At 43.7% G+C, this 17,667-nt stretch carries 13 protein-coding genes; 11 read left to right on the plus strand and 2 right to left on the minus strand.

What is annotated here, in order from left to right; all coding sequences use genetic code 11:
- Positions 1-4: 4 nt before the first annotated feature.
- Positions 5-1,477 (minus strand): IMP dehydrogenase, encoded by a 1,473-nt coding sequence (gene guaB, locus D1164_RS14950; RefSeq protein WP_119350813.1) that lies wholly within the window; start codon positions 1,475-1,477, stop codon positions 5-7.
- A 183-nt stretch (positions 1,478-1,660) separates the two neighbouring features.
- Here guaB and D1164_RS14955 point away from each other — a divergent pair, with 183 nt between their 5' ends.
- The 5 genes from D1164_RS14955 to D1164_RS14975 all read left to right on the plus strand — a co-directional run bounded on the left by D1164_RS14955 (position 1,661) and on the right by D1164_RS14975 (position 6,895).
- Positions 1,661-3,562: a RecQ family ATP-dependent DNA helicase gene (locus tag D1164_RS14955; RefSeq protein WP_119350814.1), complete on the plus strand. Its 1,902-nt coding sequence runs from the start codon at positions 1,661-1,663 to the stop codon at positions 3,560-3,562.
- 111 nt (positions 3,563-3,673) lie between these two features.
- Entirely contained in the window at positions 3,674-4,306 is a 633-nt protein-coding gene (locus D1164_RS14960) for a DUF5063 domain-containing protein (protein ID WP_119350815.1), read from the plus strand.
- Between the two features lie 4 nt (positions 4,307-4,310).
- On the plus strand, positions 4,311-4,883 hold the full coding sequence (locus D1164_RS14965) for a 3'-5' exonuclease (RefSeq protein ID WP_119350873.1): 573 nt from the start codon (positions 4,311-4,313) through the stop codon (positions 4,881-4,883).
- 2 nt (positions 4,884-4,885) lie between these two features.
- A complete protein-coding gene (locus D1164_RS14970) occupies positions 4,886-6,076 on the plus strand; it encodes a class I SAM-dependent rRNA methyltransferase (RefSeq protein WP_119350816.1) in 1,191 nt (396 codons plus the stop codon).
- Positions 6,077-6,184: 108 nt separating this feature from the next.
- Positions 6,185-6,895, plus strand: a complete 711-nt coding sequence (locus D1164_RS14975; RefSeq protein ID WP_119350817.1) for a phosphoadenylyl-sulfate reductase — start codon at positions 6,185-6,187, stop codon at positions 6,893-6,895.
- A 60-nt stretch (positions 6,896-6,955) separates the two neighbouring features.
- On the opposite strand, the gene D1164_RS14980 is transcribed toward D1164_RS14975, so the two are convergent.
- The gene (locus D1164_RS14980) at positions 6,956-7,309 is read right to left on the minus strand and encodes an Hpt domain-containing protein (protein WP_119350818.1); all 354 of its coding nucleotides are present in this window, start codon (positions 7,307-7,309) and stop codon (positions 6,956-6,958) included.
- Positions 7,310-7,568: 259 nt separating this feature from the next.
- Between D1164_RS14980 and gcvT the strand changes: the two genes are divergently transcribed.
- The 6 genes from gcvT (at position 7,569) to D1164_RS15010 (ending at position 17,585) form a co-directional block, all read left to right on the plus strand.
- Positions 7,569-8,651 carry a glycine cleavage system aminomethyltransferase GcvT gene (gene gcvT, locus D1164_RS14985; protein ID WP_119350819.1) on the plus strand — a complete coding sequence of 361 codons (1,083 nt, stop codon included), beginning with the start codon at positions 7,569-7,571 and terminating at the stop codon, positions 8,649-8,651.
- A 127-nt stretch (positions 8,652-8,778) separates the two neighbouring features.
- Complete coding sequence (serC, locus tag D1164_RS14990; RefSeq protein ID WP_119350820.1) at positions 8,779-9,849, plus strand: 3-phosphoserine/phosphohydroxythreonine transaminase; 1,071 nt, start codon at positions 8,779-8,781, stop codon at positions 9,847-9,849.
- Positions 9,850-9,897: 48 nt separating this feature from the next.
- Positions 9,898-10,824, plus strand: a complete 927-nt coding sequence (locus D1164_RS14995; protein ID WP_119350821.1) for an NAD(P)-dependent oxidoreductase — start codon at positions 9,898-9,900, stop codon at positions 10,822-10,824.
- A 4-nt stretch (positions 10,825-10,828) separates the two neighbouring features.
- The gene (locus tag D1164_RS15000; protein ID WP_119350822.1) at positions 10,829-12,079 is read left to right on the plus strand and encodes a DUF1015 domain-containing protein; all 1,251 of its coding nucleotides are present in this window, start codon (positions 10,829-10,831) and stop codon (positions 12,077-12,079) included.
- A gap of 1 nt (position 12,080) precedes the next feature.
- Entirely contained in the window at positions 12,081-15,056 is a 2,976-nt protein-coding gene (locus D1164_RS15005) for a PEP/pyruvate-binding domain-containing protein (protein ID WP_119350823.1), read from the plus strand.
- 201 nt (positions 15,057-15,257) lie between these two features.
- Positions 15,258-17,585, plus strand: a complete 2,328-nt coding sequence (locus D1164_RS15010) for a sodium-translocating pyrophosphatase (RefSeq protein ID WP_119350824.1) — start codon at positions 15,258-15,260, stop codon at positions 17,583-17,585.
- Positions 17,586-17,667 lie beyond the last annotated feature (82 nt).

Below are 17,667 nucleotides of genomic sequence, written 5' to 3' on the forward strand. Positions count from 1 at the left end.
CTTTTTAACGGCTGCTGTAATTTGGCGCTTCACGTGTAATGGAAACATCGTGCGGATGGCTTTCCAATACCCCGGCATTGGTTATTTTGGTGAACTGGGCCTGTTGCAGCATCTCAATGTCTTTTGAACCACAATAGCCCATTCCGGCCCGCAGCCCTCCGATAAGCTGGTAAAGCACCTCATATAATGTTCCTTTATACGGGACACGCGCGGCAATTCCTTCGGGTACCAGTTTTTTTATGTCCTCTTCCATATCCTGGAAGTAGCGGTCTTTAGAGCCTTTCTGCATGGCCTCAATGGATCCCATTCCCCGGTACGATTTGAATTTGCGTCCCTGGTAGAGGATGGTCTCACCGGGCGATTCTTCCACTCCGGCAAACAATCCACCTGCCATCACTGAGTTGGCTCCGGCTGCAATGGCTTTTACAATGTCTCCGGAATAGCGTATGCCGCCGTCGGCAATTACCGGCACTCCACTGCCCTTAATCGCTTTTGCCACACTGTATATCGCTGAAAGTTGCGGAATACCCACGCCGGCAATAACCCTAGTTGTACAGATAGAACCCGGACCAATTCCTACTTTTACGGCATCTGCCCCTGCTTTTACCAGTGCAACGGCTGCCTCCGCAGTACCAATATTTCCCGCAACAATATCTTTCTCCGGGTATTTGGCCTTGATTTTTTTTAGCATCTCTATCACCGCAATGGAGTGTCCGTGTGCGGTGTCAATCACAAGGGCATCAATCTGCGCTTTAATTAACTCATCCACGCGATCCATCGTGTTTTCTGCAATACCGATACCGGCAGCAACCCGCAAACGGCCTTTTTCATCTTTACAGGCCAGGGGTTTGTCTTTGGCTTTTGTAATGTCTTTGTATGTAACCAGCCCGATTAATTTGTTGTTTTTATCAACTACCGGAAGTTTTTCAATTTTATATCGCTGTAATATTTCCGCAGCCTTTTCCAAATCGGTGGATTCCGTTGTTGAAACCAGGTTTTCACTTGTCATTACCTCGCGTATCGGTCGTCCCATATCTTTTTCGAACCGTAAATCGCGGTTTGTAACGATTCCAAGCAAATGCCCTTCCTTATCCACCACCGGAATACCGCCTATTTTATATTTGGCCATAATGGCAAGTGCATCGGCCACGTTTTTATTCTGCGTAATGGTTATCGGATCATAGATCATTCCGTTTTCAGCCCTTTTTACAGTGGTTACCTGGTGGGCCTGCTCTTCAATATCCATGTTTTTATGAATGACCCCGATGCCCCCTTCACGGGCGATGGCAATGGCCATTTTGTGTTCTGTTACCGTATCCATCGCCGCCGAAACAACGGGGGCATTGATGGTGATAGAACGTGAGAAACGGGAGGTTAGATCTACTTCTCGTGGTAAAACTTCTGAGTATGAAGGAACTAAAAGAACATCGTCGAATGTTAATCCTTCAAAAATGACTTTGTCGGAGAGAAATGACATGGGCTTCTGTTTTTTTATTTAAATTATGGCGCAAAACTACAAAAAAATAGGTTATTGCTCATTATCTAAAACAGTTATTGCCCGCATTCGGTCTGATAAAAATTGTTAAACCTGCAAATCAGGAGATAATATTATTTTTACCGGGAAATGCGAAGCCATTGAGATAAGTTTAATTAGGGTATAATGGAAGATTTTAGTCAAATACTTAACCGCTACTGGGGATTTTCCGAATTTCGCCCGCTACAACTGGAGATTATCGAGTCAGTAGCCTCGGGAAAAGATACGCTGGGACTGATGCCTACCGGTGGAGGAAAATCTGTCACTTTCCAGGTTTATTCGCTTTCGCGGGAAGGGATTTGTATTGTTATTACGCCGTTGATTGCCCTGATGAAAGACCAGGTGGAAAACCTGCACCGCAAAGGAGTGAAAGCCTTAAAAATACACAGCGGCATGTCGCAAAACGAGATAAAAATAACGCTGGACAATGCGGTATGGGGCGATTATAAATTTCTTTACATTTCACCGGAACGCCTGAATTCACAATATTTTAAAGAACGGCTGGCTAAAATGAAGGTGAACCTGGTGACAGTGGACGAAGCACATTGTATTTCACAGTGGGGATACGATTTTCGGCCCAGCTATATGAATATTGTCCAGTTGCGGGAACTGTTGCCCGGAGTCCGGTTTCTTGCCCTTACAGCCACCGCTACCCCAAAAGTTGCCGAAGATATTCAGGATAAACTGGGATTTGAAACGCCGCATGTTTTGCAAATGTCATTTCAACGCGAAAACCTGGCTTACCTTGTTCGGCACCGCGAAGAAAAAATGGGTTACCTGCTGGAAACATTGCGGCGGGTAAAAGGCTCCGGAATTGTTTATGTGCGTAGCCGGAAAGGCACCCGGGAGATTGCTTCGGAGTTGCGTAAGAACGGGATTTCCGCTGATTTTTACCATGCCGGGTTAAGTACGGGCGTGCGCCATGAAAAACAGGACGAATGGATTTCGGGAAAAACCAGGGTGATTGTGGCGACCAATGCCTTTGGAATGGGGATTGATAAGCCCGATGTGCGGTTTGTGGTGCATGTTGACCCGCCCGACTCGCTGGAAGCTTATTTTCAGGAAGCCGGAAGGGGAGGCCGCGACGGGAAAAAGGCGGCCGCTGTGCTTTTGTTCAGCAATGCCGATAAAACAAAACTGAAAAAGCACGTAACTGTCGCTTTTCCCGAAGTTGAAAATATTAAACGTATTTACCAGGCATTGTGCAATTACCTGCAGGTGGCCGAAGGGTTTGGAAAAGGACAGGTTTATGAGTTCAGTCTTCAGCAGTTTGCACAGGCGTTTAAATTTCAGCAGGCGATGGTATACAACAGCCTGAAAATTTTACAGATTGAAGGTTATCTCGAATTTACTGAAGAAGTGGATAGCCCTTCGCGTTTATTTTTTGTTGTTTCGCGCGATGATTTGTACAAGTTTCAGGTAGCCAATGCTGCATTTGATGCTTTTATTAAACTTATCCTGCGTTCCTATACCGGGCTTTTTAACGGGTATGTAAACATTGACGAAGCGCTGTTGGCAAGGCGGGCAGGCATCGATCAGGAGGCGGTCTATAATTTTCTGAAACACCTGCGAAAGTCGAAAGTAATCGATTATATTCCTCAAAATAATACCCCATTCATCTATTTCAGCAAAGAGAGAATTGGTTTGGACAGGTTAAAAATTTCAAAGGAAAATTACGATTTCAGGAAAAAAGATTTTCTGGAACGGGTACAGGCCGTCATTCATTATGCGACCGATACTTCCGTTTGCCGCAGCCAGTTACTTTTGCAGTATTTTGGAGAGACTGACTCGTCTGAGTGTGGCGTTTGTGATGTATGCCAGTCCTTCAGAACAATGGGATTGAGTACTTTTGAATTCAATGAAATCAGCAAGCAGGTAAAAAAAATTCTTGCAACACCCTGTACCTATGAAAACCTTCTGCTTAAATTGAAAGGAGATCGTGAAAAAATGATGGAAGTAGCCAAATGGCTTATCGACAATAAAAATATTGTTTCTCGGGTTGACAGGAAGCTGGAGTGGAAAGAGTAAGAGTAGAGAGATCCTTTTGTAGAAAAAGTAGCACCCTCTGGTATGTTTTAAAAAGATGGCTCCCTAAAAAATCTTTATTACTTTTGCAGCGTTTCTCAGTTTCAGTAAATAATGAGTGAAGCGAATTTACATCCGTTGGTTTACTCCAAAAATGTGGTTGAGTTTGTTACGGTAGCCAGTGAGTTTTGCGGGTTGATTGAAAAAGTTCACCGTATTCCGGTTGAGCAGAATCTAAAGAGCCTGCAAAAGGTATTGCCGTTGCTTTATCTGAAGGCCGCCTTACTCCCCAAAACGGAAAAGATGTTGGAGGAGGAGTTGGAAAAATATGTATCCGAGTTGGATTACAATGTGTGGCAGCAACGTTGGCTTGAAGCGTTGGGAGAATACGACAGCTACTACGAAGTATTTGATCCCGACATTCAGTTTGGGGAAGAGATGGTGACAGCCAGCATTTCGGAAAGCCTGATGGATATTTACCAGGACTTAAAGGACTTTATAACAGCTTACAGCCTTGGAAATGAAGAAATAATGAATGATGCTTTGTATGACAGCGTTTTTCATTTTGAAGATTTTTGGGGTCAGAGGCTGGTCAATGTGCTGAGAGCTGTCCATAAGCTGATAACGGATGCCGTTGAATTTCCGGGCGATGGCGGGACTGGGAGAGAAGATGATGAAATAAAACCGGGAACGGGCAATCCGGAATGGCTTGATAAGTTTTGGGGAACCCAGTCCGATGAAGAGTGAAAAGATGTTTAAAGAAAGTATATCCAAAGAAGAATTGACCGATTTGCCGTTGCGGTGGTTCGAAGGGGAAATTTATGTGATTGACAAGCCAGAGCAGGTGAACGATGTGGCCGAATTCCTTTCAACGCAATCATTGATTGGTTTTGACACCGAAACAAGGCCGTCTTTTAAAAAAGGAGTTATTAATAAAGTGGCGCTTTTACAGCTCTCCACACCCAACGAAGCTTTTTTAATCAGGGTCAACAAACTGGGGCTTCCCCAGGAAATTCGAAATATATTGTCTGATCCGGGTATCATTAAGCCCGGTGTGGCTATTCGGGACGATATTAAAGGCCTGCAGGAGATTTCCCCATTTAACCCACATGGGTTTATTGAATTGCAGGATACTGCAAAAGAGATTGGTATTCAGAATTTCAGCCTAAAAAAACTTGCGGCCATTGTATTGGGATTTCGTATTTCAAAATCGCAGCAGCTTTCCAATTGGGAGGCGCCCGATCTCACAGAGGCCCAGCAAATATATGCGGCTACCGACGCCTGGACAGCCCTGCATATTTATCAAAATTTTTCCGATAATTGATTATGGCAGAAGACTACATTAAAATTGTTTTAAAATCAGGGAAAGATCAGTCGCTGAAACGGTTTCATCCCTGGGTGTTTTCAGGCGCCATAAAAAAAATATACGGACAGGTTGCCGAAGGTGATTTGGTGGCCGTCTTCTCCAATAAAGATGAGTTCCTGGGAATCGGCCATTATCAAATAGGTTCCATCGCCATTCGCATTATCTCTTTTGAAGAGATAAAACCTGATTTTGCCTTTTGGAAAAGTAAAGTTCAAAAAGCGTGGGATTACCGGAATAAGTTGGGATTTGGCGAAAGTGCTTCCACCAATGTATTCCGGCTCATTCATGCCGAAGGAGATGGTTTGCCCGGTCTGATTGTGGATTTTTACAATGGCACGGCCGTAATGCAAATGCATTCGATTGGAATGTACTTCATGCGGGATGAACTGGTAAAAGCGCTACAGGAAGTGCTCGGAGACAAGTTGAAAGCCGTGTATGATAAAAGTGAAAAAACACTTCCTTTTAAAGCGGATATTCAGCCAACTGATGAGTTGATTTTTGGAGAACCTGAAAGTAATGAGGTGCTGGAGCATGGTCTCCGTTTTAATATCGATTGGGAAAATGGCCAAAAAACCGGCTTCTTTATCGATCAGCGGGAAAACCGGTTGCTGGTTCAAAAATATGCCTCGGGTTGCGAGGTGCTTAATATGTTTGGATACACTGGCGGGTTTTCTGTTTATGCCCTGCAAGGAGGCGCCCGGTTGGTGCATTCAGTTGATGCTTCTGCAAGGGCCATTGACCTGACCAATGAAAATGTTCATCTGAATTTTCCCGGTGATGGAAGGCACGAGGCATTTGTTGCAGATGGATTTGAGTTTCTGAAAACCATTCAGGATAAATACGACCTGATTATTTTAGACCCCCCTGCATTTGCCAAACGCCGCAACACACTGCCCCAGGCTTTAAAGGGCTACAAACGAATCAATACCCGTGCTTTTGAGCAGATCCGGAGTGGCGGCATTTTGTTTACTTTTTCCTGTTCGCAGGTAGTTTCAAAAGACCGTTTCCGCGAAACCGTTTTTTCGGCTGCGGCCATTGCCGGCCGCTCGGTGCGCATCCTGCACCAGCTTTCACAGCCCGAAGATCATCCTGTGAATATTTATCATCCTGAAGGAGAATACCTGAAAGGACTGGTTTTGTATGTGGAATAATCTTTCAGTAAACTTGGCGTTGAGGAAATTGATTTTTTATATTTGCTGAGTATATGATTTTGGAAGAAAGATAGAGAAAAATACGTTTAAAAATCAAGGATAATTTGGATGGAAGGATTGAAAGCAGCTCAAAATATAAGTGATAGTTTAGAAGGGAAGTCGATTGTAGAAAAATTGAAATACCTTGCTGAAAGGTACGAAGGGAAGGTCATATTTACTACCAGTTTTGGTTACGAAGACCAGGTAATAACTGACCTGATTTTCAAAAACGAAATACCTGTCCGGGTTATTACGCTTGATACGGGCCGAATGTTTGAAGAAACCTATAAGGTGTACCGCACTACCCTTGAAAAGTATGGCAAACCCATTCATGCATATTTCCCGCCGACCGATAAAGTAGAGAAATTATTGCGGGAAAAGGGAACTTTCAGTTTTTATGAGTCGGTGGAAAATCGCAAAGAGTGCTGTTATATTCGAAAAGTAATTCCGTTGAAACGGGCGTTGGAAGGGAACCAGGTTTGGATTACAGGGATTCGTGCTGCCCAATCGGCCAACCGTAGTAACCTGGCCGAATTCGAATGGGACGAGGGCAACCATATTGTAAAATACAACCCATTATTAGACTGGAGCCTGGATGAAGTTAAACAGTATGTCAAAGAAAATCATGTTCCGTATAATATATTGCACGACAAAGGATTTGTTAGTATTGGCTGCGAGCCCTGTACGCGTGCAATAAAGCCAGGCGAAGATTTTCGTGCAGGACGCTGGTGGTGGGAGCAAAACACAGGAAAAGAGTGTGGGTTGCACGAGTCGAAGTAACTCAAAACGGAATTTGTGGTTGTAAACTAACCGCGGGGATTGGCCGAGAGATTAGCTATCCTAAAGTTTTTTCAGGTAACCGGATAATTCCTTTGAAGCATTTGCCAAATCTGTTTCCACTTCGTTAATCAAAGATGGAATTTGCTCTGTGCTGTTCTTTTCTGCCAAAAGTTGGATTTGTTTTAGCATTTTTCCCGTCTTTTCCATCATAAAAATTAACACCGAAGATTTAGCCGTGTGGGCTTCCTTTGCCAGATCCCCAATTTCATTTTTAGTTAAAAACCGGTGCATATTCGTAACAAACTCCGGAATCTGGGTAAGGAAAATTCCAATTAATTCCTTTTTAAAACTGACGTCTCCGCCAGATATTTCCTCCAGATAGCTTAGGTCAACGTAATCAAATTGTTCATTCATCCTCCATTCCATAAAAATAGCGCTGCAATTTAAGGAAATAATTGAACATTCAATTTATAAAAACGATGATAAAATTCATGTCTTAGGGAAAGCGTAATCCATAGTTTTGCATATTTTAGTCATTTTTTAGCAATTATAGAACTTGAAACGAGCCGTGAGTATGATATTTACACACTGCCGGATTTTCATATAGGTGAGTTATCTGTCTGGCTTGCATAACCAGGCATGATTTACCTTTGAAAACTAACAATTATAAAACATGAAATTAACTGCATTAAACGAGGTACACAAAAAAGCAGGTGCCAAAATGGTTGAGTTTGCCGGGTATGAAATGCCCGTTGAGTACAGTGGAATAAAAGACGAGCATTTTACTGTACGCGATAAGGTAGGGGTTTTTGATGTTTCCCATATGGGCGAATTTTGGGTGAAAGGCCCCCAGGCGCTTGAACTGGTAAAAAAAATTTCGTCAAATGACCCTACCATTCTCAGGCCCGGGCAGGCACAATACACTTGTTTTCCTAATGGCAAGGGAGGTATTGTAGACGATTTTCTGGTATATTTTTTCGAACCCGAAAAATATTTAATGGTAGTGAATGCTGCTAACATTGAAAAAGATTGGGAGTGGGTGAACAGTCAGAACGATTGTGGGGCCGAACTGGAAAATGTATCTGACAGTATAAGCCAGTTGGCTGTGCAGGGGCCCAATGCCCTCAGTACATTGCAAAAACTTACGGATGTAAATTTGAACGAGATTCGGTTTTACAGTTTTGTCGTCGGAAAAATGGCCGGTCTGGACGATATTATAATTTCTGCCACAGGTTATACCGGAGCCGGCGGATTTGAACTTTATTGCAAAAATGAAGATACAGTCAAATTATGGACTGCCGTTTTTGATGCGGGAGAAGAATTTGGAATCAAGCCGGTAGGTCTGGGAGCCCGGGATACCCTCCGCCTCGAAATGGGGTATTGTCTTTACGGAAATGATATTGACGATACAACTTCACCCATTGAAGCCGGGTTGGGTTGGATAACAAAGTTTAACAATGACCGCCGGTTTATTGATCGAGATTTTCTGATGATGCAAAAAACCGAAGGGATTTCCCGCCGGCTTAGAGGGTTTGTAATGCTCGAAAGAGGGATTCCTCGTCAAGGGTATGAATTGGTTGATTCCAGTGGATTAGTGATAGGAAAAGTAACTTCGGGAACACAGTCGCCTGTTCTTGGAAAAGGAATTGGAATGGGATATGTAGCGCGTGAATATTCCGCTTTCGGAACAGGAATATTTGTGAAAATCAGAAATAAAACCATTCCGGCTGAGATTGTAAAACTGCCTTTTATTTAAATATTCTTTAAATAACTGTCGTTTCATTTTTTTCTTTTCAAAAAATAGCTTTCTTTTTCAGAATCGAATAAATTTGTAGCCCTGATGACCAATTGATTTTATAAAGTTCACCTAAAAAGTTACAGGAATGAAAAAGCACAATTTTTATGCAGGGCCTTCTATTTTGCCCGAATTTACTAAAGGAAAGACAGCCGAAGCTGTTACAAATTTTGCTGGTACCGGCCTTTCGGTAATGGAAGTTTCGCACCGGAGCAAAGAGTTTGTTGCCGTTATGTCTGAAGCGCAGGCTTTGATTAAGGAATTGCTCCAGGTTCCCGACGGATATTCGGTACTTTTCCTGCAGGGAGGCGCCAGTACCCAGTTTTTAATGGTACCTTACAATTTGATGGGTAAAAAATCAGCTTATCTGAATACCGGATCCTGGGCTTCGAAGGCCATTAAAGAAGCTAAACTTTTTGGTGATGTGGTGGAGGTAGCCTCTTCAAAAGACGCAAACTTTAATTATATTCCCAAAGATTATGTAGTTCCTGCCGATGCCGATTATTTTCATATCACTTCCAACAATACGATTTACGGAACCGAATTGCTGAGCGACCCTGACGTAGGTATACCGCTGGTTGCCGACATGTCGTCGGACATTCTCAGCCGCCCCATTGATGTTGCCAAATACAATTTAATTTATGCCGGGGCGCAAAAAAATCTGGGGCCATCGGGCGCTACGGTAGTTATTGTTAAAGATGAGGCACTGGGTAAAGTTGACAGACCCATTCCGACAATGCTTAACTACAAAACGCATATTGACAAAGAATCCATGTTCAATACACCGGCTACTCTGCCCATATTTGCATGCCTGCAAACATTGCGTTGGCTGAAGGAAAACGGTGGGGTGGAAGCCATGGAAAAAACAAATATCGAAAAGGCAGCTCTGCTTTATAATGAACTTGACCGGAATAAACTGTTCGTGCCAACAGTAACTGATCCTAATGACCGTTCGCGCATGAATGTTACGTTTGTGATGGCACCTGAATATACAGAACTTGAAAAAGATTTTCTCGACTTTGCCACTGCAAAAGGAATGGTGGGGATTAAAGGACACCGATCGGTCGGAGGATTCAGGGCATCCATTTATAATGCCATGCCCGCTGAGAGTGTAAAAGCGCTGGTAGAGGCCATGCAGGATTTTGAAAAGAATAAATAGAAAAAAATGCAGGGCAGGGACCCTGCATTTTTTTTAAAATAACGGGTAATGAAAAAAATACTGATCGCAACCGAAAAACCATTTGCCCCTGTTGCTCTGAAAAAAATAGAAAAGGTTTTTGACAAAGCAGGGAAAAACTATCAACTCGTTTTGCTCGAAAGTTATAAAGAGCGGAAAGAATTGCTTCAGGCTGTTGCTGATGCGCAGGCACTAATCGTTAGAAGCGATAAAGTGGACGCAGAAGTGTTTGAGGCTGCTTCTAACCTTCAGGTTGTGATCAGGGCAGGAGCCGGGTATGATAATGTGGATTTGGAAGCAGCAACTGCTAGGGGAGTGGTGGTGATGAATACACCCGGACAAAACTCCAATGCTGTGGCAGAGTTGGCGATTGGACTGGCTATTTTCGGATTACGCGAATTATTTAGTGGAAAACCAGGGGGCGAATTGCGTGGCCGTACACTCGGCCTGCACGGGTTTGGTTATGTAGCCCGGAATGTTTTTCGCATTGCCCGCGCATTCGGGATGAAAGTAATTGTTTATACCCGCTACAGTAAAGGCGCCGCAGCAGCTATCGGACTGAAAGTTACCCATTCGCTTGAACAGCTTTACGCGAAAAGCGATGTGGTTTCCATTCATGTGCCGGCCCGTGGCGAGCATATTAAGTCAGTAAGCTACGAAATATTAAATGAGCTGAAGGATGGAGCTGTTCTGGTTAATACCGCCCGGAAGGAAGTGGTAAATGAACCTGACCTGGTGCGGATTATGGAAGAAAAGCCGAATTTTAAGTATATGTCGGATATTACACCCGACTGTGAAAACATTTTTAAAGAAAAATTTGAGGGACGTTACTTTTTTACGCCGAAAAAGGCCGGCGCTCAAACTGCCGAGGCAAACATTAACGCCGGGGTGGCAGCAGCCGAACAGATTGTAGCCTTTTTTGAAAAAGGTGATCGTACGTTCCAGGTGAATAAATAATAATATGGCAAAAGTAAAACCATTCAGGGGGCTGAGACCTCCGCAGGAAATAGCAAAAGAACTGGCGTGCCTTCCTTACGATGTAATGAATTCGGAAGAGGCAGCGCAAATGGCAAAGGGTAAAGAAACATCGTTGTTGCGTATTACACGCGCGGAAATTGAATGTCCCGGTGTGGATGACATTCATTCTGAAGCAGTGTACAATAAAGCGCTGGAGAATTTCAGAATGTTTCAGGAAAAAGGATGGCTTGTTCAGGACGATACCCCCCGTTATTATATTTATGCCCAAACCATGAACGGGCGCACACAATATGGAATTGTGGGTGGAGCAGCATGTTCCGATTATGAAGAAGGGTTGATAAAAAAACATGAACTCACCCGGCCTGAAAAAGAAGAAGACCGGATGGTGCTAACACGTTACCTGGATGCCAATATCGAACCCGTATTTTTTTCTTACAAAGCAGTACCTGAAATCGATGCCATTGTGGAGGAGGTAGTAACCAATAATACTCCCGACTATGATTTTACTGCGGAGGATGGCTTCGGTCATCATTTTTGGGTAGTGTACGATGCGGATAAAAATAAGGCCATTGAAACACTTTTTGAAGAAAAAGTACCCTGTACATATGTGGCTGACGGGCATCACCGGACTGCCGCTGCTGCGAGAATAGGCATTGAAAAAACAGCTCAGAACCCAAATCATACAGGGGAAGAAGAATACAACTTTTTTATGGCAGTTCATTTCCCTGACAACCAGTTGCAGATTATAGATTACAACCGGTTGGTTACCGATCTGAACGGCCTTTCAGATAATGCATTTCTGGCAGAACTCAATAAAGCTTTTGAGGTGGAGAATATGGGGACTGAAATTTACAAACCGGGCCGATTGCATGAATTCAGCCTTTATCTTTCCGGAAGCTGGTATAAACTTACTGCGCGCCAGGGTACTTTTAATGATGAGGATCCTATCGGTGTGCTCGATGTTACTATTTTGTCGGAGCAGGTATTGGGGCCCCTTTTGGATATTACCGATTTGCGTACCTCAAAGCGTATCGATTTTGTGGGCGGTATCCGTGGCTTGGGCGAGTTGAAAAAACGTGTGGATTCCGGTGAAATGAAAGCTGCCTTTGCGTTGTACCCTGTTTCGATGCAGCAACTTATTAATATTGCCGACAGTGGAAATATCATGCCACCTAAAACTACGTGGTTCGAACCGAAACTTCGTTCCGGGCTCTTAATTCATAAGCTTGGATAAAATGGACATTGATAAAATAACGCTGGCCAGCATATACAAACGAACCAAAAACGACCGTGATATTTTCCAGGAGCTAATGCCTACCAAAATAAAGGAGGTATTGCTGGTTGCTACGTTGTACGACTCTTATACTATTGTAAGGGAAGGACAGTTCAGCGATAAAATTTTTGGAGAATACCTGCAACTTAACCTGTATGCTGCCCCGCGTTTTACCAGTGTAAACTCTACGGATGATGCTCTGCTGGCGCTCGAACATCGCGATTTCGACCTGATAATTGTAATGGCCGGTCTCGACAAGAATACGGCGGTGAAAACCGCCCGTGCCATTGGAAAACTGCGTCCCCGGGTCCCGCTGTTGTTGCTGGCGAATAATAATTCCGATTTGCGATACTTTCAGGCGGAAGGTCGAAAGCTGGATTTTATCGATCGTATTTTTGTCTGGAATGGTAACTCCAATGTTTTTCTTGCCATGATAAAATACATCGAAGACAAGAAGAATGTGGAGCGGGACACGCAAAACGGAAATGTGCGGGTAATTTTGCTGGTGGAAGACAGTATCCAGTATTATTCGCGTTACCTGCCGATGCTTTACACAACCATTATGACCCAAACCCAGATTTTGGTTCAGGAAGATGCGAAAGATGAGCTGCACAAAATATTAAAAATGAGGGCGCGGCCAAAAGTAATTTTGGTTGATAGTTATGAAGACGCTGTTAGGATTATTAACAGTTACCGCCGGTATATGCTTTGCGTTATTTCCGATGTAAAATTCGAAAAAGAGGGAAAAGAAGATGGGGATGCAGGCATTGAGCTTTTAAAATATGCCAAAAACACATTAAAATATCCTATCCCGGTGTTACTTCAGTCACAGGATATTGCCAATGCCAGCAGGGCAAAAGCCATTCAGGCCGATTTTATCAATAAGAACTCGGAAAGCCTCTCGATGGATATCCTGAACTTTTTGTACCGGAAACTGGGGTTTGGAAATTTTATTTTTAAAGGCAAGGACGGAAAACCCATTGCAGAAGCCCGTAACCTGCTGGAGTTTCAGGATAAGTTTAAAGATGTGCCCGGTGAAGTATTGTCCTATCACGGCAGGCGGAATTCCTTCTCCACCTGGCTGATGGCGCGGGGGGAAATAAACATGGCAGAGCAGTTACGCTCTGTAAAAACAGAAGATTTTGAATCGACTGAAGAGCTGCGCCGGTTTTGCCTGGATGTTTTTAAAACAGTACGGTTTGAAAGGCTGAAAGGGACAATTGTAAACTTCGACTCTTTTTTGCTTAACTCCAACCGGCTGATTGTTCGTTTGGCCAAAGGCTCGCTTGGTGGGAAGGGACGTGGAATTGCCTTCATGTGCAATTTTATGGAAAACATCGATTTTCATACTTTGATCCCGGAAATGAACATTCGTATTCCGGGCACAGCGGTAATTGGAGCCCTGGAGTTTGATAGATTCGTGGAAGGCAATAATTTATACGAGGATATTTATTCCCTGAATGACTATAAGTCCATCCGGCAACATATTTTGGAGTCGGAATTGGATGAGAAAATCAGGGAGCGGCTAATGGAATATGTGAAATGTGTTGACAAACCGCTTGCCGTTCGCTCTTCCGGATTGTTTGAGGATTCTCTTCTTCAGCCTTTTTCCGGGGTTTATGCCACGTATCTTATTCCCAATAATCATCCGGATATCCAGGTGCGTTACAATCAGTTGGAGACAGCCGTTAAATTGGTTTATTCCAGTATTTTTACTGAGTCGGCCCAGGCTTATTTCGATGCCGTTCATTATAAAATTGAAGAAGAAAAAATGGCCGTTGTAATTCAGGAGGTAGTCGGACAAAATTATAACAACAAATTTTACCCGACCATATCAGGGGTAGCACAGTCATACAACTATTATCCTATTTCTTACATGCAGCCGGAAGATGGCTTTTCTGTGGCTGCTGTTGGGTTGGGGATGTATGTGGTAGGTGGGGAGAATTCCTTCCGGTTTTGTCCCAAATATCCGTCTATTAACCATACAACTGTAGGGGATTTAATGCGTGACTCCCAAAAAAGCTTTTATGCCATCGATCTTTCCATGTCAGATATTGACCTGGTCACCGGTGGAGAAGATGCCGCCATTAAAAAGTACAGGATACGGGAGGCTGAGAAGGATGGAACCCTGGAGCATTCCGCTTCTTCGTATTTAATGGAAAACGATGATTTGGTACCTGGTATCCAGGGACACGGGCCAAAAGTGATCAATTTTGCCAATATTTTAAAGTATAATTATCTGCCCCTGGCAGAAACCCTTCAGTTATTACTGAAGCTTTTCAAAGAGGCCATGGGATCGCCTGTAGAGATCGAGTATGCTCTTGATCTTGAACCGGCGGAAAATGGGTTACCTACATTTTATCTTTTGCAAATAAAGCCCCTGATCAGGGTTGAACAGCAGGTAAATATCGATTTGGGACAAAAGGACGATACCAATGTTTTTTTATATGCCGAGCGGGGAATGGGGAATGGTAAGGTTAAAACCATTAAAGATGTCGTGTATGTAGATACCGAAAAGTTTGATAGAATGAAAACCCGCCAAATGGCTGCCGAAATTGGTAAGCTCAATCAGTATTTTGAGCGGAAACAGAAAGAATATATTCTGATTGGCCCGGGCCGCTGGGGGTCGCGCGATCCATTTACCGGAATTCCCGTTTTGTGGGCGCATATCTCAAAAGCGCGGGTTATTGTAGAAATGGGCCTGCCGGGCTTTCCGCTGGATGCCTCGCTTGGTTCACACTTTTTTCACAACGTTACCTCAATGAATGTAGGGTACTTTTCAGTACCCCATCAGTCGAACAGTGCAAAACTGAATATGGAAGTTTTGAGTAGTCAGAAGTTGGTGAATGAAACGGAGTTTATTAAACATGTTGAATTCGAAAAACCCCTGACTGTTTTGATGAACGGAAAAGAACGGCGGGCATTGATTCATTATTAGTCAGTATTGTTAATTTTTTTTCAACCTATTGTTTAACAGGTCACCAAACCTTTATCATTTCATTTTTAAAATTATCTTTGCTTGCTGGAAAAAAGTTTTTCCAAGGAACCAAAATCAAGCTGAGTAGAAAAAAATCTCTTGTAATAGCATAATTGTATGTAATCTAAACCGTAACAATGTGTTACATAAAAAATTTGTCGTATGAGTAACATTTTCTTATTAGTTCCATTAGCCTCCATTTTAGCTTTGGTTTTTGCATGGATATTCTTCAAATCGATGATGAAGAATTCGGAAGGTACAGATCGCATGAAGGAAATTGCGCAGTACGTTCGGGAAGGTGCAATGGCTTATTTACGCAGGCAGTACAAAGTCGTAGCACTCGTATTTATTGTTTTGGTCATACTGTTAACTGTTATGGCCTATTTTAAGGTTCAGAACCCGTTTGTTCCTGTGGCATTCCTTACCGGCGGATTTTTCTCCGGGCTTTGTGGTTTCCTGGGGATGAAAACGGCTACTTTTGCCTCTGCACGTACCGCACACGGTGCCTCTCAATCGCTTAACAAAGGATTGCAGGTTGCTTTCCGGAGCGGCGCGGTAATGGGGTTGGTTGTGGTAGGTTTTGCCCTGCTCGACATTGCAGCCTGGTTCCTCGCTTTGGACAACCTGGTTTACACCCCGGAAAATATGGCAAACGGCCTTCATTTTTTAGGGCTTGATTTTGTTCATGCTCATCCGGAATATGTATTGAATGGTGAGTTAACCGAGGCTGGTACACGAACCAAACTGGTAGAAATTACCGTTACTATGCTTACTTTCGGTATGGGAGCATCCACTCAGGCATTATTTGCACGTGTGGGGGGTGGTATTTACACCAAAGCTGCCGATGTGGGAGCTGACCTGGTGGGAAAAGTGGAAGCTGGTATTCCGGAAGATGACCCGCGTAACCCTGCAACCATTGCTGACAACGTAGGTGATAATGTGGGAGATGTAGCCGGTATGGGTGCCGACCTCTATGAATCGTACGCCGGTTCTATTCTGGCAACGGCCGCTTTGGGAGCTTCATTGCCTGCCCTGGTGATGAAGGATGCCGGACTGACGGCATACCAGGCTGTACTTGCCCCGATGATGGTGGCTGCCATTGGTATTATCCTTTCTATTCTCGGTATTTTTATGGTACGTACCAAAGAAACGGCTACACAGAAAAACCTGCTCAATGCATTACTCTTGGGAACAGGCGGTAGTTCTCTGCTTATCCTGATTGCTATGATTGGACTTGTTTTCCTTGGTTGGGTAACCTGGGGTGTGTTCTGGGCTGTAGTTATCGGTTTGGCTGCCGGTGTTATTATCGGCCAGGCTACTGAATATTTTACTTCGGACGAATACAAACCAACAAAAGGTATTGCCGGGCAGGCACAACAAGGACCCGCAACTACTATTATTGACGGACTTGCAGTGGGAATGTATTCTACCTGGATTCCGGTGGTAACCATTGTGTTGGGTATCATGGGTGCCTTCTGGGCTGCCGGAGGCGGACAACATTTTGCAATGGGAGTTTATGGTATCGGTTTTGCCGCTGTGGGGATGCTTTCCACTTTAGGAATTACGCTTGCTACAGATGCTTTTGGACCGATTGCTGACAACGCCGGAGGTAATGCTGAAATGGCTGAGCTTGATCCTAAAGTACGTGAACGTACCGATGCGCTGGATATGCTGGGTAACACTACGGCTGCTACAGGTAAAGGTTTTGCCATTGGTTCGGCTGCGCTGACTGCCATGGCCCTTATTTCCGCTTATATGGAAGAAGTGCGCCTGTGGTTTGATAAAATTGCCAAGGCAGGTGAAGGATTCGTTACAAAAGGTGGTTATGTTTTTTATAATGACGTGGTACCCGCTGTGGAAGAAGGTGTAAAAGTGGTCAAAATATCGACTGCTTCTGTGAAAGATTTTTCTGCAGCTTACGATATAACATTGTTTAACCCGTTATTCCTGGGAGGTATTTTCCTGGGAGCAATGATGGCATTTGTATTTAGCGCAATGACAATGAAAGCTGTTGGGCGTGCCGCTGGTGCAATGGTTGATGAAGTACGCCGGCAATTTCGTGAAATTAAAGGAATCCTGGAAGGGAAAGCTGTTCCTGAATATGCCAAATGTGTTGAGATTTCAACCAAAGGAGCCCAGAAAGAAATGCTGTTGCCTTCGTTGGTAGCGATTGCCGTTCCTGTAATTGTTGGAGCAACCATGGGAGTTGCAGGTGTTGTCGGACTGCTTGCAGGCGGTTTGACTTCTGGTTTTACCCTGGCTGTTTTTATGAACAATGCCGGTGGTGCCTGGGACAATGCTAAAAAGTTCATCGAAAAAGGAAATTACGGAGGAAAAGGCGGTGAAGCGCACAAAGCCAGTGTAGTAGGAGATACTGTTGGTGACCCGTTTAAGGATACCTCCGGGCCTTCACTGAATATCCTGATAAAACTGATGACAATGGTTTCAGTGGTAATGGCAGGTTTAACCGTTACCTTGAGTTTATTATAAGATTTTATTTCTAAAATACTTAAAGCCATCTGTTAATTTAGCAGGTGGCTTTATTTTTTGATAAAAATCAACCTCATTAAAA

Origin of the sequence: Mariniphaga sediminis (assembly GCF_003573545.1) — a bacterium.
In the GTDB taxonomy this organism is placed as follows: domain Bacteria; phylum Bacteroidota; class Bacteroidia; order Bacteroidales; family Prolixibacteraceae; genus Mariniphaga; species Mariniphaga sediminis.